The organism is Phaeovulum vinaykumarii (assembly GCF_900156695.1).
Classification (GTDB): domain Bacteria; phylum Pseudomonadota; class Alphaproteobacteria; order Rhodobacterales; family Rhodobacteraceae; genus Bieblia_A; species Bieblia_A vinaykumarii.
On sequence record NZ_FTOM01000002.1, the window covers coordinates 648,871 to 671,230 of the forward strand.

Here is a 22,360-nt window from a genome sequence, read left to right on the forward strand (position 1 = left end):
AGCATGACCGACAAGACCGGACGCAAGATCAACCCCTGGCTCAAGTTCGGGCTGGAATTCGGCCCGCTGGTGGTCTTCTTCGTCGTCTTCGCGCGGCTCAAGGACCAGAGCGTGAGCCTGCTCGGCACCGAATATTCGGGCTTCGTGGTGGCGACGGCGGCCTTCGTGCCGATCCTCGTGGTCTCGATCCTGGCGCTGTGGCGGCTGACCGGGCGCATGGCGCCGATGCAGGCGGCGACGCTGGTTCTGGTGCTGGTCTTCGGCGGGCTGTCGGTCTGGCTCAATGACCCGCGCTTCTTCAAGATGAAGCCCACGATCATCTATCTTCTCTTTGCCGGGGTGCTGGGGCTTGGCGCGCTTTTGGGGAAATCCTGGCTGGCGCTGGTCATGGACGAGGTGCTGCCGATGCAGCCCGAGGGCTGGCGCATCCTGACGCGGCGCATCATCGGGCTGTTCCTGGCGCTGGCGGTGGCCAACGAGGCGGTCTGGCGGCTGTTCAGCGACGGAACTTGGGTCAATTTCAAGGTCTTTGGCCTGCCGCTGATCATGTTTGCGTTCTTCATGGCGCAGGGGGGGCTGTTCTCCCGGTACGCGCTGCCACAGGACGATGACGCAGCGCCGAAATGACCCCGTCCAGCGGCGCGCGCAGCCGCGACCAGCGCGGCGCCTGTTCGGCGGGCAGCAATTCGGCCAGCCAGGGCAGGGGCATTTCACCGGGCCGGCGCAGCAGCATCCGGTAAAGCCCGAAGAGGCCCGGCCGCAGATAGGGCGAATAATGCGACACCCGCGCCGGGGCGCCCTGCACCAGATGGCCCAGCCCCGCCAGCGCCGTCAGCGTGGCCGGATCGTCGATCTGGATATCCAGCCAGTTGCGCCGCCCGCCGCCCTGGCCGTGCGGGCCCGGCCCGTGTCCGCCCAGCCCATGGCCCAGCGCGCTGCCGCGCGGCGCCCCCAGCCAGCGTTCCATGGCGAAATCGAAAAGATCGTTCTCGCGCGTGGTGATGTTGAACACCTCGGTGCCGCGGGCGCCGGGGGCATCCAGCGCCGCCAGCGCCGGGCCGCGGAACTCGGCCGCCGACAGCAGGATGACGCGGCCCACCGCGCCGGCGGCGTCTGCGGGCAGCGCGCGCAGCGCCGCCAGCGCCACGCGCGCGCCCAGCGAATGCGCGATCACCCCCACGGGGCGGCGCGCCGCCCGCGCCAGCCGCGTGATGGCGCAGGCCAGTGCCACGCCCACCTCGTCGGCGCGGGCATAGGCCTCGTGCAGCCGGCCGCGGGCTTCCCAGCCGAAGGCGATGGCCAAGCCTTCGTCGGGGGCGCCGGTGCCGAAGCCCAGCGCCCTGGGCCAGGACCGCGCGCTGCGGTGCTTGCGCGGGGTCAGCGACAGGATATGGGCGTGCGGGGAATGGGCATGGCGGCGCGGCGAGAACCCATAGCCATGCAGCATGAAGATGAGCGGCGCGCCTTCGGGCAGGCCGGCGGCCAGCGCGGTCAGGCGCGGGGGCAGCGGTTCGTCGGCATTGATCGTCACAAGCGGCATCGGCGCATCTCCCATTGCGCGGTGCGTGGATCTGCCTTCCCTGCGGTCCTTTCCGTCTGACGCGCCCTGACGCGCCCTTCCGTCTCAAGCGGTTGCGGTCGTCCCTGTCATCAGCTTGCACGCCAAAGATGAACGCCGGGTTTCCGGCCCGAGTTCCGCCCCGGCGCCGGGTCAAGAGGTGTTTGCGCGCGCGGCAACACGCCGCAGCGGGCATTGACCGGGGCGCGCGGCACAGCTAACCCCGCAGGCAAAGAACGCGCGCACAGGGTGCCGCCCGTCCGGACGAGGAATGACCCACATGAATGACGATAGGATCGACACGAAACTTGTCCACTCGGGCATCCGGCGCAGCCAATACGGCGAGATGGCCGAAGGCCTGTTCCTGACCCAGGGCTATGTCTATCCCACCGCCGAGGCCGCCGAGGCGCGCTTTGCCGAATGCGGGCCCGACGAATACATCTATTCGCGCTATGCCAACCCCACCACGCGGATGTTCGAGGAACGCATCGCCGCCGTCGAGGGCACCGAGGACGCCTTTGCCGTGGCCTCGGGCATGGCGGCGGTGCATGGCGTGCTGGTGCCGCTTCTGAAGGCAGGCGATCATGTCGTGGCGGCACGGGCGCTTTTCGGGTCGTGCCTGATCGTGCTCGACATGTTCCGCCGCTTCGGGGTCGAGGTGACGCTGGTCGATGGCCGCGATCTGGACGCCTGGCGCGCGGCGGTGCGGCCGGGCACGCGGGCGGTCTTCTTCGAATCCGTCTCGAACCCCTGCCTCGAGGTGATCGACATCGCCGCGGTGGCCGAGATCGCCCATGCCGCAGGCGCGCTGGTCATCGTGGACAATGCCTTTGCCACGCCCGTGGGCTCGCGCGCGACGGCGCTGGGCGCGGATCTGGTGATCTATTCGGCCACCAAGCATATCGACGGCGGCGGGCGCACGCTGGGCGGCGTGATCCTGGGCACGCGCGATCTGATCCGCGGCCAGATCGAGCCCTGCCTCAAGCATCTGGGCGCCTCGATCAGCCCGTTCAACGCCTGGGTGATGCTCAAGGGCATGGAGACGCTGGCCCTGCGTGTGCGTGCCAGCAGCGCGACCGCGGCGCAGATCGCCGCGGCGCTGGACGGCGACGACCGCGTGGCGCGCGTGCTCTACCCCGGCCTGGCCAGCCACCCCGACCATGCCGTCGCGCGCCGCCAGATGCAGGGCGGCGGCACGATGCTCGCGCTTGATCTTGGCACGCGCGATCGTGCCTTTGCCTTCCTGAACGCGCTGCGGGTCTTCACCCTGTCGAACAACTTGGGCGATGCGAAATCCATCGCCACCCATCCGGCCACCACCACCCACGCCAAGGTCTCGGCCGAGGACAAGGCGGTGCTGGGGATCGGGCCGGGGCTGGTGCGGCTGTCGGTGGGGATCGAGGCGCCCGAGGATATCCTGGCCGATATCGAGGCGGGTCTGGCCGCCCTGGGCTGAGGGGGCCCTCGCGCTGACAATCGCGTGAACGCGGCGACGGCCCCCGCCCGCCGCCGCGTTCCACCTGACGCAAGGGCAGGATGGTCCTGCACAGACCCCAGACCTTGGGCGCCAGACGCCCGAACCCAGACAGGAGGCCCGATGGCCAAGCATGAATTCCGCGTCACGATCGAGGCGGACCCCGCCCGCGATGACGTCTCGCCCGTTGTTTTCAACGTGTCCAACCACGACGATATCCTGGGCATGATCGCGCGTTTCAACCTGACCGAGGACCATGACCGTGCCTTCTTCGTGGGGCTCAAGCTTCTGGGCGAGGCCATGCTCGAGGACCGTAAAAACCCCCTCTACGCCGAGTTCCTGCCGCAGTTTGCCGCCTTCATGAAACGTCTCAAGGCCGCGCGGCAGGCGTGAATTGTCCCCCATTCGCCGTTTGCGTGTGATCCGATGTGCCCTGGCCCGCGTATTGCGATTGAAACCGACGCCCGGAAGGCCACATTGGAGAGGTCAGGGGCGCAAGCCGAAGGGAGGCATGGCATGAACATTCACGGACGCATTCTCGGCGCGCCCGACCGCGAGGACGCCCGGTCCGCGCTCGAGACCCTGCGCGCCTGGGCGGCCGAGGCCACCGAGGCCGAGATCTCGACCCTCGATCCCGCGATCGCGCGGCTGGTGCCGGGGCGGGCGCCCGACAGCTATCCCACGCTGTCGCGGGCCTATCCGGCCGATTTCGCGGTCGATGAGGCCTACAAGGACAGCCTGCCCGACCTTCAGAACGGCCCCTCCAGCCTGATCGTGGGCGCGCGCACCCAGATCCAGCATGTCGGCATCTCGAACTTCCGCCTGCCGATCCGCTATCACACCCGCGACAACGGCGATATCACGCTCGAGACCGGGGTGACGGGGACGGTCAGCCTCGAGGCCGAGAAGAAGGGCATCAACATGAGCCGCATCATGCGGTCGTTCTATGCCCATGCCGAGCGCACCTTCTCCTTCGAGGTGATGGAAGCCGCGCTCGACGATTACAAATCCGACCTCGAGAGCTTTGACGCGCGCATCCAGATGCGCCTGTCCTTCCCGATGAAGGTCGACTCGCTGCGCTCGGGGCTGTCGGGCTGGCAATATTACGACATCGCGCTTGAACTCGTGGAACGGGCGGGGGTGCGCAAGAAGATCGTGCATCTGGATTTCGTCTATTCCTCGACCTGCCCCTGTTCGCTGGAACTGTCCGAACATGCGCGCGCCACGCGCGGGCAACTGGCCACGCCGCATTCGCAGCGGTCGGTGGCGCGCATTTCGGTCGTGCTCGAGCCGGGCGCGGTGCTGTGGTTCGAAGATCTGATCGAGGCCGCCCGTGCCGCCGTGCCGACCGAGACGCAGGTCATGGTCAAGCGCGAGGACGAGCAGGCCTTTGCCGAGCTGAACGCCGCCAACCCGATCTTCGTCGAGGATGCCGCGCGCGCCTTTGCGGCGGTGCTTCTGGCCGATCCGCGGGTGGGGGACTTCCGCATCCTGGCCAGCCACCAGGAAAGCCTGCACAGCCATGATGCCGTCAGCCTGCTGACCGAAGGGCCGACCTTTGCCGCCGAAAGCCTTGATCCGCATCTCTTTGCCACGCTGATCCACCGCGGCTAGGGCCGATTGCCGCAAGGGGACAGGACGTTACGTCCCGCCCCTTGCAACCCGGCAATGACGCAACGTTGTCTTTCTCCGCGTGGTCTTGCCCGGACCGTCGTTTCTTCGCATTCTGCCTTCCGGAGGGCGACGAGGAGAACGCCCCCGAGGGAGGACTCATGTCGAAATTCGCCTCGGTCGCGGATCGCGATGCCGTGGAAGCCGAAATGGATTGGGCGGCGCGTCCGCGTCCGCACACGATCCATGCCTTTCTGAGCGAGACGCGCGCCCGCCACCCCGACCGGCCTGCCGTGTCGTTCCAGCTGCTGTCGGACCCCGACGCGCCGGCGCAGACGCTGAACTGGGCCGAACTGCACGATCAGGTGACGCGCGCGGCCAATCTGTTCCGCCGTCTGGGCGTGGGGCCTTCGGATACGGTGGCCTATCTGCTGCCAAACACGCTGGAAACCGCGGTCACGCTGCTGGCCGGTTCGACCGCGGGGATCGTCAACCCGATCAACCCGCTTCTTGATGCCGAACAGATCGCCGGCATCCTGCGCGAGACCAAGGCGCGCGTGCTGGTCACGTTGAAGGGCTTTCCCAAGACCGACATCGCCCAGAAGGCGGCCGAGGCCGTGGCCCAGGCCCCCGACGTCAAGGCCGTGCTCGAGGTCGATCTGCTGCATTACCTGACCGGGCCCAAGCGGCTGATCGTGCCACTGATCCGGCCCCGCGTGCGCTATCCGCGCGGGGTCAAGGTCATGGACATGAACGCCGCCCTCGCGCGCGAGCCCGCCACGCTGGCCTTCGACGACCCGCCCCGGGACCGGGTGGCCGCCTATTTCCACACCGGCGGCACCACCGGAACGCCCAAGGTCGCCCAGCACAAATATTCGGGCATGATCTATAACGGCTGGCTGGGGGGGCGGCTGCTCTTCGGGAAGGAGGACGTGCTGATCTGCCCGTTGCCGCTGTTCCATGTCTTTGCCGCCTATCCGATCCTGATGTCCTGCATCGCCTCGGGGGCGCATATGGTCATGCCCACCCCCGCGGGCTATCGCGGCGATGGCGTCTTCGACAATTTCTGGAAGCTGATCGAACGCTGGCAGGTGACCTTTCTCATCACCGTGCCCACGGCGCTGGCTGCGCTGATGCAGCGGCCGGTCAATGCCGATGTGTCCTCGCTCAAGACGGCGATCTCGGGCTCGGCGCCGCTGCCGATCGAGCTTTACAACCGGTTCGAGACCGCGACGGGCGTGCAGATCGCCGAAGGCTATGGCCTGACCGAGGCGACCTGCCTCGTGTCCTGCAACCCGCCCGGCGGCACCAAGAAGGTGGGCTCGGTCGGGATCCCGCTGCCCCATACCCATGTGCGCATCCTCGCGCGCGACGGCAACGGCGGCATGCGCGAATGCGCCATCGACGAGGTGGGCGAGATCTGCGTGGCCAATCCCGGCGTCTTCGAGGGCTCGACCTACACCGAACCCGACCGCAACCACGACCTGTTTGCCGAGGACCGCTTCCTGCGCACGGGCGATCTGGGGCGGATCGACCCGGACGGCTATCTGTGGATCACCGGCCGGGCCAAGGATCTGATCATCCGCGGCGGCCACAACATCGACCCCGCCGAGATCGAATCCGCGCTTCTGGCGCATCCCGACGTGTCCTTTGCCGGCGCCATCGGCCAGCCCGACGCCTTTGCCGGCGAATTGCCCTGCGCCTATGTCGAACTGGTGCGTGATGCCACCGTCACCGCCGAGGCGCTGATGGAGCACGCCCGCGCTCATATCCACGAGCGCGCCGCGATCCCCAAGCATATCGAGATCCTGAAGGAATTGCCCAAGACCGCGGTCGGCAAGGTGTTCAAGCCCGACCTGCGCAAGCGGGCCATCGCGCGGGTCTACAACGGGGCGCTGGCCGCGGCGGGGCATGATGCCGAGGTCGCCGCCGTGACCGAGGACCGCAAGCGCGGCCTGGTCGCCCATATCCGCCCGCTGGGGCCCGTCGACAAGGAGGCGATCACCCATCTTCTGGGCGAATACACCAGCCCCTGGGACTGGGCGAACTGAGCTGCGGGTGCGCGCGGGCAGGTGCGGCGGCGTGCGGCTGCGGTTGACCCCGCAGTGGCTTTGACTATCCTCGCGCCGAACGGGGCAGGACAGGCAGGCCGATGACGGCGCTCATCGAATACCAGAGGCTGGAGGCGCCGGGCCTCTGGCGTGAAACGCCGCAGGATCAGCGCCGCGAGGTGATCGTGTCCTTCGGCGACGCCACGCTGGTGATCGCGGATGCGCGTTCGGAACGGCCGCTGGCACATTGGTCACTGCCCGCGCTGATCCGGCTCAACCCCGGCAAGAGCCCGGCCGTCTATGTGCCCGGCCCCGAACCGGGCGAGGATCTCGAGATCGACGACGACACGATGATCGCCGCGATCGAGAAGGTCCATGCCGCGATCGCGGCGCGCCGGCCGCATCCGGGGCGGCTGCGCCATGTTCTGGCGGGGGGCGTGCTGCTGGCGGCGCTGGGGCTGGGGGTGTTCTGGCTGCCCGGCGCGCTGACGCGCCATGCGGCGGCGGTGGCGCCCTTTTCGGCGCGCGTCGAGATCGGGCGCGCGGCGCTGACCGAATTGTCCACGCTGACCGGCACGCCCTGCGCCGCGCCCGACACGGCCCGGCCGTTGCGCGCGCTGGCCGAGCGGCTTCTGGGGCCGGGCGGGCGCATCGTCGTGGTGCCCGCAGCGCTGGGCGATGCGCGCATGCTGCCGGGGCGTCTGGTCGTTCTGGGCCGGCCGCTGGTTGAAGGTCAGGACAGCCCCGAGGTGGCCGCGGGCCATATCATCGCCGCCGCGCTCTCGGCCGAGATCGAGGATCCGCTCCATGCGCTGCTGGCCTGGGCGGGGATCGGAACCAGCCTCAAGCTGCTGACCTCGGGCGCGCTTCCGGTTTCGGCGCTTGCGGGCTATGGCGCGCATCTGCTGGATGCGCCGCCTGCCGCGCCGGCGGACGACTTGCTGCTCGAGGCCTTCGCCGAGGCGGGCGTGCCCTCGACCCCTTATGCCTTTTCGCGTGACCCGTCGGGCGAAAGCGTGCTGGGCCTGATCGAGGGCGATCCCCTGCGCGGCCGGCCCATGCCCGAGCCCCTGATGCCCGATGGCGATTGGGTGCTGCTCCAGGGGATCTGTGCCGACTGACCCGCGCCTGCCGCGTCAATCCCGCATGAAAAAGGCCCCCGGATTGCGGGGGCCTTGCCTTGTCTGTCGATGGGCCCACCTCAGCGCAGAAGCGCGTCGGCAAAGCCTGCGCTGCGCGCCCGTGCCAGCGCGGCCGAGGCCGCGGCGGGATCGGCAAAGGGGCCGGCAAAGACGATCTGGAGATCGCGCCCGCCCTGGTGGACCCTGGCGCTGGCAACCGGCAGGCCCAGCGCGCGCAGACGCGCCTTGCTGCGCTGGGCGTTCTCGGCCACCCCGAAGGTGCCCACCTGAACCAGACGTCCGGTCCGGGCGGCTTGGGCTGCGCGGGGCTGCGGGGCCTGGGCGGCATTCTTCGATGAAATGCGGGTCTTCGGCGTCAGCCAGACCGGGGCCGTGGGGGCGACGCCGGTCGCCACGGGCGCCGCCGCGGCCGGGGCCGCGGTGCGGGGGGGCGCGGCCATCCGCATCGGCACCGTGTCGGTCCAGACCCGCGCGGTCTGCGCATCGCCGGCGGCGGTGCCGACGCCGCGCATCGGGTTCAGGCGGTCATCCTTGAAGGCGGGGCGATAGCCCGCGGGCATCGGCGGCATGGCGGCGGCCGCCGCGCGGGCGGTTGCGATGCCCCCCACCGCGACACCGGCGCGGGTCAGCGCGCCCACCGGGTCTTCGGTCTGCGGCCCGCAGCGCACGACATGGCGGCCGTCGCTCAGCATGTAGCGCTGCGCGACCGGCGACAGGTTGGGGCAGGCGGTGGTTCGCCCATCGACGGTCGCCGCCGAGACGATCACCGGCAGGCGGTCGTGGCCCCAGATCGTGGCGGGGCGGCGCCCGGCCCAGCCCGGCGCGACATAGGGCGAGACATATCCCCCCGGCGCGGCAGGCAGCGCCGTCGTGACCCTGCGATAGGGCGCATCGGCCGCCGGTTGGGCGGCCTGCGCGGCCCGCGGCGCGCGCAGCGACAGAAGCGGCGTGGCGGCCAGAGGTGCGGCGCGCACAACCGGCGCGCGCGCGGCGCGGGTGGTGTCGGGCACCGCGATCATGCGGGTGCGGGCCGTGGTGTCGGGCCGCGCGGCCGCGGGCGCCGCCGTCGCCGGGCGTGGGGCGGGGGCCGCCGTGGCGGGGGCAGGGGCCGCCGGCGTCTGGGCCAGCGTCGGGGCATAGCCGCACAATTGCTGGCGGTCGCGGCCCACCCGCGGGATCCAGTTGACCAGATTGCCATAGCCGCCCCGCACGAAGACGCAGCCGTTCGAGTCGACATATTGCCGGCCCTTGTAGCTGGCCGGCGGGATCTCGGCCGGGGTGTTGATATCCATGCCTCGCGCCCAGGCACCCTGCGGTGCCAGCGGCGCCCCCAGGGCCGCCGCCAGCGCGATTGCCGAAAGAACCTTGCCCAGTTGCATGTCTGCCCCTCGCCTGAATTTACGGAAAAATGGCGCAAGACATGCTCTGAGTAAAGAGAATTCCCCTTATTTTGTGCCGAACATGCGGTCTCCCGCATCACCTAGGCCGGGGACAATATATCCATGGTCGTTCAGATGATCGTCCACAGCCGCTGTCACGATCGGCACGTCGGGATGCGCCTCCTGCATTCGCGCAACGCCTTCGGGGGCGGCCAGCAGGCACAGGAATCTTATGTTTTTCGCACCTTTTTCCTTCAGAAGCTGCACCGCGGCGGCCGAGGAATTGCCGGTTGCCAACATCGGGTCGACGACGATCACCATCCGGTCCTCGAGCTCGGCGGGCACCTTGCAGTAATATTGCACCGGTTGCAGCGTCTCGGGGTCGCGGTAGAGCCCGACAAAACCCACCCGCGCCGAGGGGATCAGCTCGAGGATGCCGTCCAGCAACCCGTTGCCCGCGCGCAGGATCGAGATCAGCGCCAGCTTCTTGCCGTCGAGGATCGGCGCATCCATCTCGCACAGCGGCGTCTCGATGCGCTTGGTGGTGATCTCCAGCTCGCGCGTGATCTCATAGGCCAGCAACAGGCTGATCTCGCGCAGCAGGCGCCGGAACGAGGCGGTCGAGGTGTCCTTCTCGCGCATCAGCGTCAACTTGTGGGCGACCAGCGGGTGGTTCACCACGGTCAGATGTTGGGTCATGTCAGTCTCTCCTGTCGGACGTGTCGGCGGCCCCTGCGGCGGGCCCGGATATGTCGGAAGCGGCGGGCAGGAAGCTTTTCCCGGCCCCGAGGGGCGCAAGCCCCGGATGATCTGCCCCTAGGGGCGCAAGCCCCAGATGATCGGCGACCGAGGCTGCCACATCGGCATAATCGACCCGGCCCACGGCCAGCGGCCCCGCGCCCCAGCCCAGGACCGGCACGCATTCGCGCGTGTGATCGGTGCCGTGCCAGCTGGGGTCGTTGCCATGATCGGCGGTGAACAGCGCCAGATCGCCGGGGCGCAGGCGCGCCAGCACCTGACCGGCCACGCCGTCGAACCATTCCAGCGCGCGGGCATAGCCGGCCAGGTCGCGGCGGTGGCCATAGAGGCTGTCGAATTCCACGAAGTTGGCAAAGGTCAAGGACCCGGGCTCGGCCTCGGATGCAAGGCGGATCAGATGTTGCGAAAGGTCAAGATCGCCCTCGCCCTTCCACAGGTGATCGACCCCGCGCATCGAGAAGATGTCGCCGATCTTGCCCACCGCATGGGTGGTCCGCCCGGCCGCCTGCGCCCAATCCAGAAGCGTGGGCGCAGGCGGCGCGATGGCGTAATCGTGCCGTCCGGCGGTGCGGCGGAACGCGCCGGGCTGGCCCACGAAGGGACGCGCGATCACCCGGCCGATCTTCATCGCGTGAAGCCGCGGGGCGATCGCGGCGCAGAGCGCGTGCAGCCGCGCAAGGCCGAAGCGTTCCTCATGCGCGGCGATCTGGAACACGCTGTCGGCCGAGGTGTAGCAGATCGGCCAGCCGTTGCGCAGGTGCACGGCGCCCAGCCGTTCCAGGATCTCGGTCCCCGAGGCATGGCAATTGCCCAGCGTGCCGTCGGTGCCGGCCAGCCGCGCCACCTCGGCCATCAGATCGGCGGGAAAGGCGGGCTCGGTCTTGGGGAAATAGCTCCATTCCCAGGGGACCGGCACCCCGGCCAGTTCCCAATGCCCCGAGGGCGTGTCCTTGCCGCGCGAATGCTCGCGCGCGGCGCCCCACAGGCCGGTGGGCGTGGCGCCAAGACCCGGCGCGTCCTGTCCCGTGGCCAGCCGATGCGCCGCGCCCAGCCCCAGCGCATCAAGGACCGGCATCTGCAGCGGCCCGTGGCGGCCGGTCTCGGCGCGCCCCTCGGCGCAGGCCTGCGCGATATGGCCCAGCGTGTCGGCGCCGGTGTCGGGCCGGCCGTCGTTAAAGAAGGACGCGGCATCGGGCGCGCCGCCGATGCCGACGCTGTCCATCACGATCAGGAAGGCGCGGCCGCCGGGGGCGCGCAGGGCGGACGGGATCTGCGGGCTCATTCGGCGATCCGCTCGCGGATCAGGGCGCGGGTCAGGGGCGCCTCGTCGCCGATCACATAGGCGTCCTGGACGGCGGTGATCGCGGCCTCGGCGGCTTCGGGGGTGGCGGCATGGACCAGCCCCAGCGCCTCGTCCGCATCGACGACCGTGCCGCAGGAGACCAGCGCCGACAGCCCCACGCCGGGGTCGATGCGGTCGCCGGCCACGCGCCGTCCGCCGCCCAGCCGCACCACGGCCATGCCCAGCGCGCGCGTGTCGATGCGCGCGACATGGCCCGCGCGCGGGGCGGGGATCTCGCGCACCACGGCGGCGGCCGGCAGCCGGTCGGGGTAGCGCTCGACGAAATCGGCCGGCCCGCCCAGCGCCGCGACCATCTTGCCGAAGCGTTCCGCCGCCTGCCCCGAGGACAGCGCATTGGCGATCATCCGCGCCCCCACGGCCGGCGATCCGCAACGTTTCGCCAGAAGCAGCGCCTCGGCCCCCAGCGCGCAGGTCACCGTCCACAGCGCCTGGTTGACGCGCGTGCCGGTCAGGATCTCGAGGCATTCGATCACCTCGAGCGCATTGCCCGCCGAATGGCCCAGCGGCTCGTCCATGTCGGTGATCAGCGCGGTGGTCGGGCAGCCGGCCCCGCGCGCGGTCTCGACCAGGGCGCGGGCCAGGGCCTCGGCCTCGTGCGGGGTCTGCATGAAGGCGCCCGAGCCGCATTTGACGTCGAGCACCAGCGCCTCGAGGCCCGCGGCCAGCTTCTTGGACAGGATCGAGGCGGTGATCAGGTCGATCGATTCCACCGTCCCCGACACGTCGCGGATGCCATAGAGCCGCCGGTCGGCCGGGGCGATGCGGTCGGTGGCCCCGACGATGGCGCAGCCGGCCTCGCGCACCACGGCGCGCAGCGTGTCGAGGCCGGGCGTGCCGCGATAGCCGGGGATCGCCTCGAGCTTGTCGAGCGTGCCGCCGGTATGGCCCAGCCCCCGCCCCGAGATCATCGGCACATAGACCCCGCAGGCCGCCAGCGCCGGCGCCAGCAGCAAAGACACGCTGTCGCCGATGCCGCCGGTCGAATGCTTGTCCACCACCGGGTCGGGCAGATCCCAGTCCAGCACATCGCCGGAATCGCGCATGGCCCGCGTCAGCGCCACGCGCCCCTCGGGGCCGATCCCGTTCAGAAGGACCGCCATGGCGAAGGCGCCGCCCTGGGCGTCATCGACCGTCCCCGAGGCCAGCCCGCGCGCGAACCATTGCGCCGAGGCCTCGGGCAGGCCCTTGCCGTCGCGCAGCGCGATCAGGATCGAGCGGGCGTCAAGCGCGCTCATGTCGCGCGCTCCATGTGCCCGGCGTCGAAGCGGCCGGGCAGAAGGTCGCCCACGGTCGTCTGGAGCTGCTGACCCGACACCGTGGCCAGCGTCACCGGCACGTCATGGCGGGCGAATTCGGCCAGCTTCTGGCGGCAGCCGCCGCAGGGCGGGACCGGCGTGGGGCTGTCGGCGATCACGCAGACCTCGAGGATCTCGGTCTCGCCGGCGGCCACCATGGCGGCAATGGCGCCGGCCTCGGCGCAGGTGCCTTCGGGATAGGCCACGTTCTCGACGTTGCAGCCGCGGTAGATCGCCCCCGACGCCCCCCGCACCGCCGCGCCCACGCGAAATTGTGAATAGGGCGCATAGGCGTTCTCGCGCACTTCGGCGGCGGCACTCAGAAGCGGCATGTTCTCCCCCCGGCAGGCTGTCCGCGACCGCCCGGCCGCGCTTCGCGCGATTCTGCGCGCTTGGCGCCGGGGATGCAAGCGCGCCGCGAAGGCGCTGAAACTGCGCGGATTTGTCCGCTTTTCGGGCGCTGCCCGGCCGGGTTGGCGCTAACATTGAAAGGTGAAGATACAAGTTTGAGGTAACAATCTTGCGCAAGCGGAATTCAGGGCGTAACAAGCGGCAACCTTAGGCGAGGAGGCATGCTATGGGATACAAAGAGGTCTATGCCGAGTGGCAGGCCGATCCGAACGGATTCTGGATGCGCGCGGCCGAGGGAATCGACTGGGTCCAGAAGCCCTCGAAGGCCCTCTTTGGCGAGAACGCACCCCTCTATGAATGGTTCGCCGATGCGCAGGTGAACACCTGCTGGAACGCGGTGGACCGCCATGTCGAGGCCGGGCGCGGCGAACAGCTGGCCATCATCCACGACAGCCCGATCACCCATTCGACCAAGGGCATCACCTACCGCGAATTGCGCGACCGCGTGGCCAGCCTGGCCGGTGCGCTGCGGGCCAAGGGCGTGGAAAAGGGCGACCGGGTCATCATCTACATGCCGATGATCCCCGAGGCGCTGGAGGCGATGCTGGCCTGCGCGCGCCTGGGCGCGATCCATTCGGTGGTCTTCGGCGGTTTTGCCGCCCACGAGCTGGCCGTGCGCATCAACGACGCCAAGCCCAAGGCGATCATCGCCGCGTCCTGCGGGCTCGAGCCGGGTCGCGTGGTGCATTACAAGCCGCTGCTCGACCGCGCGATCGAGGAAGCCACCCACAAGCCCGATTTCTGCGTCATCTTCCAGCGCGAGCAGGAAGTCGCCAAGCTGATCGAGGGCCGCGATTTCGCCTGGCACACGTTCCAATACGGTGTCGAGCCGGCCGATTGCGTGCCGGTCGAGGGCAACCACCCGGCCTATATCCTCTATACCTCGGGCACGACCGGCGCCCCCAAGGGCGTGGTGCGTCCGACCGCGGGCCACATGGTGGCGCTGCACTGGACCATGAAGGCCATCTACGACATCGACCCCGGCGACGTGTTCTGGGCGGCCTCGGACGTGGGCTGGGTCGTGGGCCACAGCTACATCTGCTATGCGCCCCTGATCGTGGGCGCCACCACCATCGTCTTCGAGGGCAAGCCCGTCGGCATGCCCGATGCCGGCGTCTTCTGGCGCGTGATCCAGAACCACAAGGTCAAGTCGTTCTTCACCGCCCCGACCGCGCTGCGTGCGATCAAGCGCGAGGATCCCGAGGGCCAGCTGATCGGCGAATACAACCTGCGCTCGCTCCAGGCGCTTTACCTGGCCGGCGAACGCGCCGACCCCGACACCGTGCAATGGGCCCAACGTCATCTGGATGTGCCGGTGGTCGACCATTGGTGGCAGACCGAGACCGGCTGGGCCATCGCGGCCAACCCGCTGGGGATCGAGGAGCTTCCCACCAAGGTGGGCTCGCCCTCCGTGCCGATGCCGGGCTATGACGTGCAGGTGCTTGACGAGGGCGGCCACCCGGTGCCCGCGGGCACGCTGGGCGCCATCGCCGTCAAGCTGCCGCTGCCGCCCGGCACGCTGCCCACGCTGTGGAATGCCGAGGACCGCTTCCGCAAGTCCTACCTCGAGCATTTCCCCGGCTATTACGAGACGGGTGACGCGGGCTTCGTCGACGAGGACGGCTATCTCTACATCATGGCCCGCACCGATGACGTCATCAACGTGGCCGGCCACCGCCTGTCGACCGGCGCCATGGAAGAGGTGCTGGCCTCGCATCCCGACGTGGCCGAATGCGCGGTGATCGGCGTGTCGGACAAGCTCAAGGGGCAGGCGCCGCTGGGCTTCCTGTGTCTCAACAAGGGGGCCACGAAGCCCGCACCCGAGATCATCAAGGAATGCGTCGGCCTCGTGCGCGAGCAGATCGGCCCGGTCGCGGCCTTCAAGCTGGCCTGTGTCGTCGATCGTCTGCCCAAGACGCGCTCGGGCAAGATCCTGCGCGGGACCATGGTCAAGATCGCCGACGGCGAGGATTTCAAGATGCCCGCCACGATCGACGATCCGGCGATTCTCGACGAGATCGCCGGCGCGCTGAAGGGGCTGGGCCTGCCCGCCGCCTGATCTGCGGAACCGCCTGAAAATGTGGCCGGGGTGCGACTTGAGGGCGCATCCCGGCTTCGTTTGTTCTGGAATGATTGTGCATCAAGGGGTTGCGCGGCAGACGGGGCGCGGCGCCTTTGGCTTGTGGCGGGGCTTCTCCGGCCCAAAGACCGCAAGCTTGTGTTATGATTTCGGTCGCGTTCGGGCGTTCACGGGTCTTCGCCTTGCCAAAACGGCCGCGGACAAGGACCATGTGGCCCCGCGAGGATCTTCGATGAAGAACGAGACGTTCGGGACAGGACCGTTGGCGCCGGCATCGCCCGGTGCCGCTGAAGATGCGGCGCGGATGTCCCTTCTGGGGCACGATCTGCGCGCGGCTGTCTCCGACATCATCGGCGGGTTGCGTCTGATCGACAGGGCGGCGCTGGACGAGGGCACGCGGATCCAGATCGAACGGGTGCGTGCCGCCGGCGAGGTGCTGGCGCGTCTGCTCGAGGAAGGTCTGGCCGTGATGCCGGGCGATGCGGCGGCAGCCGGGCCGGCCGATCTGCGCGTGGGCGATTTCCTGCACGATCTCGAGATGCGCTGGACCGGGCGGGCGCGCGAACGGGGCCTGCGCTTTCACGTCGCCGCGGCACCCGACCTGCCCGAGGTGCTGACGCTTGACCGGCTGGCGCTGGACCGGGCGCTGTCGAACATGATCGCCAATGCGATCAAATACACCGACGCCGGCGAGGTGCGGCTGGCGGTGCTGCTCGATCCCGAGGGCTGGCTGGAATTCTCGATCCGCGATCAGGGGCCGGGGTTCTCGGATGCGGCGCTGGGGCGGCTGTTCGAATTCGCCGGGCGCCCGCTTGATGCGGCCAAGCCGGGTTTCGGGCTGGGCATGCATATCTGCAAGAAGATGAGCGGCCGTCTGGGCGCCCAGATCGGGGTGCGCAACCTGACCGAGGGCGGCGCCGAGGTCACCTTGCGCCTGCCGGTGCGCGACTGGGGCGTGGTGGGCGACAGCGCCGGCCCGCTGCCGTGTTTTCGCGGCGCGCGCGTGTTGGTGGCCGAGGACGGGGCCACCAACCAGGCGATCCTGGGCCACATGTTGACGCGGCTGGGCGCGACGGCGGTTCTTGCCGCCGATGGCGAGGCCGCGCTGGCGGCGCTGGCGCAGGAGCCCTTCGATCTGGCGCTGATCGACATCGAGATGCCGCGGCGCTCGGGGCTTGACGTGATCGCGGCGCTTCGGGCCGGGCATGGCGGCCAGCCCGAGCTGCCGGTGGTGGCCGTCACGGCCTATGTCCTGCGCTCCAACCGCGAGGCGATCCATGCCGCCGGGGCCGATGCCATCCTGGCCAAGCCGCTGGCCGGGATCGAGACCTTTGCCAATGCGATCTCGGCGGCCTGCGCCTTGCGCGGCCAGCCCCAGGGGGCCTGCCTGCCGCCGGTATCGCCAAGCCATTGCGCCGACCCCACCGCCGACCCGCTTGATCCCGCGCGGTTTGCGGAATTGCTTGCGCTTGCCGGGCCCGACCAGGCGCGCGACCTGATCCAGCGGCTGATCGCGGATCTGTTGCGGGTCGAGCGCCAGCTGGTCGCGGCGCTTTCGCAAGGCGACACCGACGCCCTGCGCGCGCAGGCGCATGTCCTGCTGGCCGTGGCCGGGGCCGTGGGGGCGGCGCCGCTGACCCGCCTGGCCGAAGATCTGAACGCCGCCGTCCGGCGCGAGGATGCCGTGGCGATCCAGTCGCTGGGAGCCGAGACGCTGACCCGCATCGACCGGCTGATCCAGTTCGCCCGGCGCGAGCTGGCGGCACGGTTCGGCGCATGAGCCTGCCGCAGGCCCCGCGCGGGATGCTGTCCGGTGGCGGCAGCGGGGGGGGCGGCAGCGGTTCGGGGGGCGGCGCGGGGGGCGCCATGCGCGCCGGAATGGCGGCGATCCTGCTGGTCGAGGACACGCCCACGCTGCGGCTGATCTATGAAACCATGCTGCGCGGGCAGGCCAAGGCCATCCTGAGCGCGGGCTCGGCCGCCGAGGCCATGGCGATCTTTCGCCGCGAACGCCCGGCGGTGGTCGTGCTGGACCTGATGCTGCCCGACGGCAACGGCTTTGACCTGATGGCCGAGATGCTGGCGCTGGCGCCCGAGGTGCGGGTGATCGTGATCACCGCCAATGGCTCGGTCGCGCGCGCGGTCGAGGCGGTGCGGGCGGGCGCGCATGATTTCCTGGTCAAGCCGGTCGACGAGACCCGCCTTCTGACAGCGGTCGAGACGGCCTGCGGGTCCGGGGGGGGGCGCACCTTTCCCGCCGGGGCCCGCGGCGGCCTGCCGCCCGGCGCCTTCATCGGCGCAAGCCCCCCCATGCAGGAGGTCTATGCCCGTATCCGGTCGGTGGCGCGCTCGATGGCCAGCGTTTTCGTGACCGGCGAAAGCGGCACCGGCAAGGAACTCTGCGCGCAGGCCATCCACGACCTGTCGCCGCGCGCCGACGGGCCCTTCGTGCCGCTCAACTGCGCCGCCATTCCCGCCGAGCGCATGGAATCCGAGGTCTTCGGCCATCTGCGCGGCGCCTTCCCCGGCGCCATGTCCGACAAGGCTGGCGCGGCGATCGCGGCCGACGGCGGCACGCTGTTTCTGGACGAGGTCTGCGAGATGGCCCCGGCGCTTCAGGGCAAGCTGTTGCGTTTCCTGCAAACCTTGCAGGTCCAGCCGCTGGGGGCGGCGCGGCCGCGCAAGGTCAACCTGCGCATCATCTGCGCCACCAACCGCGACCCGCGCGAGGCCGTGCGCCGGGGCTGGCTGCGCGAGGATCTCTATTACCGGCTTCATGTCGTGCCGATCCATCTGCCGCCCTTGCGGGTGCGCGGCGACGATGTGCTGCGCATTGCCGAAACGGCGCTGGCGCGCTTTGCCCGCGAGGAAGGGCGCGCGCTGCGGGCCTTTTCGCCCGAGGCGGCGGCGGTGCTTCTGGGCTGCGACTGGCCGGGCAATGTGCGCCAGCTTCTCAATGTGCTGCGCAGCGTCGTGGTGATGCATGACGGCCCGGTGGTGAGCGCCGAGATGCTGCCGCCCGAGCTGATCCGGGGCCAATGTGGCGGGGGGGCGGGCGCCATGCCGGCCCCGCCCGATTTCGCCGCGCCGGGCCCCGAGCCGTTCCTTCCCGACGACGCGCGCGCCACGGCGCTGCCGCGGGTCTGGGTCGGGCGCACGCTGGCCGAGATCGAGCGGCTGGCGATCGAGGATGCGCTGGCGCGTCATGGCGGGTCGGTGCCGCGCGCGGCGCGCGAACTCGATGTCGCGCCCTCGACGCTCTATCGCAAGCGCGACGCCTGGAAAAAGGGCCGCGGCTAGCGCCTGCCGGGGCAGAGCAGCGGGACTGCGCGAGGGGGCTGCGCGGGGGGGCGGCGTCAGACGAATTGTTCGCGCATCAGCCGTTCCTCGAGCCCATGGCCGGGGTCGAACAGGATGCGATGCGCCACCTCCGAATCCGATCGGATCTCGACCCAGAGCACCGACTCGACGCCGCGGCTGTCGGCGTCGGCCATGACCGGACGCTTCTCGGCCTCGAGCACGTCGAAGCGCACCACGGCCGATTTGGGCAGGATGGCGCCGCGCCAGCGCCGCGGGCGGAAGGGGGCGATGGCGGTCAGCGCCAGCACGCCCGAGCCGATGGGCAGGATCGGCCCATGCGCCGAGTAGTTGTAGGCGGTGGACCCGGCCGGCGTGGACAGAAGTGCGCCGTCGCACATCAGCTCTTCCATGCGCACGCGGCCGTTGACGGTGATGCGCAGCTTGGCCGCCTGGGGCCCCGCGCGCAGGAGCGACACCTCGTTGATGGCCAGCGCGTCATGTTCGCGCCCGTCGGCGCTGCCGGCGCGCATGGCCAGCGGGTTCAGCACGGCCTCTTCGGCGGCGGCCAGACGTTCGGGCAGGCGGTCTTCGGCATAATCGTTCATCAGGAAGCCGACGGTGCCGCAATTCATGCCATAGACCGGCAGTCCGGTCTGTTCGTGCAGCGTGCCCAGCATGAAGCCGTCGCCCCCCAGTGCCACGATGACATCGGCATCGGCGCGGTCGAACTGGCCGTAGCGGGCGGTCAGACGCGCCAGCGCGCCCTGGGCCGCGGGGGCGTTCGAGGCGCAGAAGTGGATCTGGGTCATGGGTCTTGCTCTTGCCGTCCGGGCCGTTGCGGCGCGCCCGGCCAGCTTTGCCAAAGCGGGCGGGAAACACAAGCGGTTCAAGGGGCTCGCCGCGCCTTGGAAAGGTCGCTGCATTTTGATCGCAGGTCGCAAAGGTCGCTTTCCGGCGCGCGAGGGATGCGATAAAGGGGGGCAGATTTTTCCGCCCCAGACATGCCGCAGGAGACGCCCATGACCGCGCCGCGCGATACCGGATTTTTCACCGAAAGCCTTGAGAGCCGCGACCCCGAGCTGTTCGCCTCGATCCGTGCCGAACTGGGCCGTCAGCGCGACGAGATCGAGCTGATCGCCTCGGAAAACATCGTCAGCCATGCGGTGATGGAAGCCCAGGGCTCGGTGATGACCAACAAATACGCCGAAGGCTATCCGGGCAAGCGCTATTACGGCGGCTGCCAATGCGTCGACGTGGCCGAGAACCTGGCCATCGCCCGCGCCACCGAGCTGTTCGGCTGTGAATTCGCCAATGTGCAGCCCAATTCGGGCAGCCAGGCCAACCAGGGCGTGTTCAACGCGCTGCTCAAGCCCGGCGACACGATCCTGGGCATGAACCTGGCCTCGGGCGGGCACCTGACCCACGGCGCCAGCGTCAACCAGTCGGGCAAGTGGTTCAACGCCGTGCAATATGGCGTGCGGGCCGAGGATTGCCTGATCGATTATGCCGAGGTCGAGCGGCTGGCGCTCGAGCACAAGCCCGCGCTGATCATCGCCGGCGGCTCGGCCATCCCGCGTCAGATCGACTTTGCCGCCTTCCGCGCCATCGCCGACAAGGTGGGCGCCTGGCTGATGGTGGACATGGCCCATTTCGCCGGTCTGGTGGCGGGGGGCGCGCATCCCTCGCCCTTCCCGCATGCCGATGTGGCCACCACCACCACCCACAAGACCCTGCGCGGCCCGCGCGGCGGCATGATCCTGACCAACAACCCCGACATTGCCAAGAAGGTCAATTCGGCCATCTTCCCCGGCATTCAGGGCGGTCCGCTGATGCATGTGATCGCGGCCAAGGCCGTGGCCTTCGGCGAGGCGCTGCGCCCCGAGTTCCGCGATTACGCCGCGCAGGTGGTGGTCAACGCCAAGGCGCTGGCGGATGAGCTGATGAAGGGCGGTCTGGACATCGTGACGGGCGGCACCGACACCCATGTGATGCTGGTCGACCTGCGTCCCAAGGGCGTGAAGGGCAACGCCACCGAGAAGGCGCTGGGCCGGGCCCATATCACCTGCAACAAGAACGGCATTCCCTTCGATCCGGAAAAGCCGATGGTGACCTCGGGGGTGCGTCTGGGCACGCCGGCGGGCACGACCCGCGGCTTCGGCGAGGCCGAGTTCCGCGAGATCGCGCGGCTGATCGTCGAGGTGGTCGATGGTCTGGCCGCCAATGGCGAGGAGGGCAACGGCGCCGTCGAGGAGGCCGTGAAGGCCAAGGTCGCCGCGCTCTGTGCGCGGTTCCCGATCTACCCGACGCTCTGAGCGCAGGGTTCTTTCCCGATTGTGACGGCCGTCCCGGAAGGGGCGGCCGTTTTCGTTTGTGGGCAAGGGCGTCGGGGCGCGCGCGCGGGACACGCGCGCTGATCCTGAAATGACAAGGGCGCCCGCGAGGGGCGCCCTTGAAGATTTCTTTCCCCCTGCGGACCCTTGCGGCCCGCAGGGGGCCTGCCGCGATCAGCAGGAATAATAGAGCTGGTATTCGACCGGGTGCGGCGTGTGCTCGTAGGCGTAGACCTCTTCCCATTTGAGCGCCATGTAGCCCTCGAGCTGGTCCTTGGTGAACACGTCGCCGGCCAGCAGGAAGTCGTGGTCCTTGGCCAGTTCTTCCAGCGCCTCGCGCAGCGAGCCGCAGACGGTCGGGATTTCGGCCAGTTCTTCCGGCGGCAGATCGTAGAGATCCTTGTCCGAAGCCGGGCCCGGGTCGATCTTGTTCTTGATGCCGTCGAGGCCGGCCATCAAGAGCGCCGAGAACGCCAGATAGGGGTTGGCCGACGGGTCGGGGAAGCGGGCTTCCACACGTTTGGCCTTGGGCGATTCCGCCCACGGGATACGCACGCAGCCCGAGCGGTTGCGGGCCGAATAGGCGCGCAGCACCGGGGCTTCGAAGCCCGGGATCAGGCGCTTGTAGGAGTTGGTCGCCGGGTTGGTCAGGGCGTTCAGTGCCTTGGCGTGCTTGAGGATGCCGCCGATGAAGTAGAGCGCCTCTTGCGAGAGATCGGCATATTTGTCGCCGGCGAACAGCGGCTTGCCGTCTTTCCAGATCGACATGTTGACGTGCATGCCCGAGCCGTTGTCACCCGCCATGGGTTTCGGCATGAAGGTCACCGACTTGCCATAGGCATGGGCGACGTTGTGGATGACATACTTGTATTTCTGGATGTTGTCGGCCTGCGCGGTCAGCGTGCCGAAGATCATGCCCAGCTCGTGCTGACAGGTCGCCACCTCGTGGTGGTGCTTGTCGACCTTCATGCCCATGCGCTTCATGGTCGAGAGCATCTCGGAGCGCAGATCCTGCGCTTCGTCGACCGGGTTCACCGGGAAGTAGCCGCCCTTGTGGCCGGCGCGGTGGGCCAGGTTGCCCATCTCGAATTCGGCGTCGGTGTTCCAGGCCGCGGCGGTCGCGTCGATCTCGTAGGCGACCTTGCCGGGGGTGACCGCATAGCGCACGTCATCGAAGATGAAGAATTCGGCTTCCGGGCCGAAATAGGCCGTGTCACCGATGCCCGAGGACTTCAGGTAGGCCTCGGCCTTGACGGCGGTCGAACGCGGGTCGCGCGAATAGGGCTCGCCGGTGTCGGGCTCGACGACGTTGCAGTGCACGCACAGCGTCTTCTCGGCGTAGAAGGGGTCGATGTAGACCGACGCGGCATCGGGGATCAGTTTCATGTCCGACTGGTCGATCGACTTCCAGCCCGCGATCGACGAGCCGTCGAACATGAAGCCTTCTTCGAAGAAATCCTCGTCCACGAGATCGGCGACCACGGTCACGTGCTGGAGCTTGCCGCGCGGGTCGGTGAAGCGGATGTCGACGTATTCGACCTCCTCGTCCTTCATCATCTGGAGAGCATTCTTGATGTCGCTCATGGAATTCCACCCTTTCGTTGGTG

The 22,360-nt window shown here is 69.2% G+C and carries 18 protein-coding genes; 10 read left to right on the plus strand and 8 right to left on the minus strand.

Annotated elements, in window-relative coordinates; genetic code table 11:
• The first annotated feature begins 3 nt into the window (after window positions 1–3).
• Window positions 4–627 carry an inner membrane-spanning protein YciB gene (locus BW949_RS07335; protein WP_076364505.1) on the plus strand — a complete coding sequence of 208 codons (624 nt, stop codon included), beginning with the start codon at window positions 4–6 and terminating at the stop codon, window positions 625–627.
• Here the strand turns inward: BW949_RS07335 and BW949_RS07340 are convergent.
• Window positions 560–1,540, minus strand: coding sequence for an alpha/beta hydrolase (locus tag BW949_RS07340; RefSeq protein ID WP_143524420.1), 981 nt, complete (start codon window positions 1,538–1,540; stop codon window positions 560–562). The two genes, BW949_RS07335 and BW949_RS07340, sit on opposite strands and share 68 nt — an antisense overlap.
• A 298-nt stretch (window positions 1,541–1,838) precedes the next feature.
• Between BW949_RS07340 and metZ the strand changes: the two genes are divergently transcribed.
• The 5 genes from metZ to BW949_RS07365 all read left to right on the plus strand — a co-directional run bounded on the left by metZ (window position 1,839) and on the right by BW949_RS07365 (window position 7,815).
• Window positions 1,839–3,014 carry an O-succinylhomoserine sulfhydrylase gene (gene metZ, locus BW949_RS07345; protein WP_407947240.1) on the plus strand — a complete coding sequence of 392 codons (1,176 nt, stop codon included), beginning with the start codon at window positions 1,839–1,841 and terminating at the stop codon, window positions 3,012–3,014.
• Between the two features lie 141 nt (window positions 3,015–3,155).
• Entirely contained in the window at window positions 3,156–3,425 is a 270-nt protein-coding gene (locus tag BW949_RS07350; protein ID WP_076364511.1) for a DUF3861 family protein, read from the plus strand.
• A gap of 123 nt (window positions 3,426–3,548) precedes the next feature.
• A complete protein-coding gene (gene folE2 / locus BW949_RS07355; RefSeq protein WP_076364513.1) occupies window positions 3,549–4,646 on the plus strand; it encodes a GTP cyclohydrolase FolE2 in 1,098 nt (365 codons plus the stop codon).
• A gap of 158 nt (window positions 4,647–4,804) precedes the next feature.
• The gene (locus tag BW949_RS07360) at window positions 4,805–6,694 is read left to right on the plus strand and encodes an acyl-CoA synthetase (protein ID WP_076364515.1); all 1,890 of its coding nucleotides are present in this window, start codon (window positions 4,805–4,807) and stop codon (window positions 6,692–6,694) included.
• 101 nt (window positions 6,695–6,795) lie between these two features.
• Entirely contained in the window at window positions 6,796–7,815 is a 1,020-nt protein-coding gene (locus tag BW949_RS07365) for a hypothetical protein (RefSeq protein WP_076364517.1), read from the plus strand.
• 80 nt (window positions 7,816–7,895) lie between these two features.
• On the opposite strand, the gene BW949_RS07370 is transcribed toward BW949_RS07365, so the two are convergent.
• The 5 genes from BW949_RS07370 to BW949_RS07390 all read right to left on the minus strand — a co-directional run bounded on the left by BW949_RS07370 (window position 7,896) and on the right by BW949_RS07390 (window position 13,015).
• Window positions 7,896–9,215, minus strand: coding sequence for an SPOR domain-containing protein (locus BW949_RS07370; RefSeq protein WP_097176981.1), 1,320 nt, complete (start codon window positions 9,213–9,215; stop codon window positions 7,896–7,898).
• Window positions 9,216–9,281: 66 nt separating this feature from the next.
• Window positions 9,282–9,914, minus strand: coding sequence for a uracil phosphoribosyltransferase (upp, locus tag BW949_RS07375; RefSeq protein ID WP_076364521.1), 633 nt, complete (start codon window positions 9,912–9,914; stop codon window positions 9,282–9,284).
• Between the two features lies 1 nt (window position 9,915).
• Window positions 9,916–11,256 (minus strand): phosphopentomutase, encoded by a 1,341-nt coding sequence (locus tag BW949_RS07380; protein WP_083947630.1) that lies wholly within the window; start codon window positions 11,254–11,256, stop codon window positions 9,916–9,918.
• Window positions 11,253–12,572, minus strand: a complete 1,320-nt coding sequence (locus BW949_RS07385; RefSeq protein WP_076364523.1) for a thymidine phosphorylase — start codon at window positions 12,570–12,572, stop codon at window positions 11,253–11,255. The genes BW949_RS07380 and BW949_RS07385 overlap by 4 nt, the downstream gene beginning before the upstream one ends.
• Window positions 12,569–13,015 (minus strand): cytidine deaminase, encoded by a 447-nt coding sequence (locus tag BW949_RS07390; protein WP_076364919.1) that lies wholly within the window; start codon window positions 13,013–13,015, stop codon window positions 12,569–12,571. The genes BW949_RS07385 and BW949_RS07390 overlap by 4 nt, the downstream gene beginning before the upstream one ends.
• Window positions 13,016–13,209: 194 nt before the next feature.
• On the opposite strand from BW949_RS07390, the gene prpE reads away from it, so the two are divergent.
• The 3 genes from prpE to BW949_RS07405 all read left to right on the plus strand — a co-directional run bounded on the left by prpE (window position 13,210) and on the right by BW949_RS07405 (window position 18,423).
• Complete coding sequence (gene prpE / locus BW949_RS07395; protein WP_076364525.1) at window positions 13,210–15,102, plus strand: propionate-CoA ligase PrpE; 1,893 nt, start codon at window positions 13,210–13,212, stop codon at window positions 15,100–15,102.
• 325 nt (window positions 15,103–15,427) lie between these two features.
• Window positions 15,428–16,903 carry an ATP-binding response regulator gene (locus BW949_RS07400; RefSeq protein WP_076364527.1) on the plus strand — a complete coding sequence of 492 codons (1,476 nt, stop codon included), beginning with the start codon at window positions 15,428–15,430 and terminating at the stop codon, window positions 16,901–16,903.
• Between the two features lie 86 nt (window positions 16,904–16,989).
• A complete protein-coding gene (locus BW949_RS07405) occupies window positions 16,990–18,423 on the plus strand; it encodes a sigma-54-dependent transcriptional regulator (RefSeq protein ID WP_076364921.1) in 1,434 nt (477 codons plus the stop codon).
• Window positions 18,424–18,479: 56 nt separating this feature from the next.
• On the opposite strand, the gene BW949_RS07410 is transcribed toward BW949_RS07405, so the two are convergent.
• Window positions 18,480–19,232 (minus strand): NAD kinase, encoded by a 753-nt coding sequence (locus BW949_RS07410; protein WP_076364529.1) that lies wholly within the window; start codon window positions 19,230–19,232, stop codon window positions 18,480–18,482.
• A 210-nt stretch (window positions 19,233–19,442) separates the two neighbouring features.
• Here BW949_RS07410 and glyA point away from each other — a divergent pair, with 210 nt between their 5' ends.
• On the plus strand, window positions 19,443–20,735 hold the full coding sequence (gene glyA, locus BW949_RS07415; protein ID WP_076364531.1) for a serine hydroxymethyltransferase: 1,293 nt from the start codon (window positions 19,443–19,445) through the stop codon (window positions 20,733–20,735).
• Between the two features lie 192 nt (window positions 20,736–20,927).
• Here glyA and glnA read toward each other — a convergent pair whose 3' ends face one another.
• Window positions 20,928–22,337, minus strand: coding sequence for a type I glutamate--ammonia ligase (gene glnA, locus BW949_RS07420; RefSeq protein WP_076364533.1), 1,410 nt, complete (start codon window positions 22,335–22,337; stop codon window positions 20,928–20,930).
• Window positions 22,338–22,360: the final 23 nt, after the last annotated feature.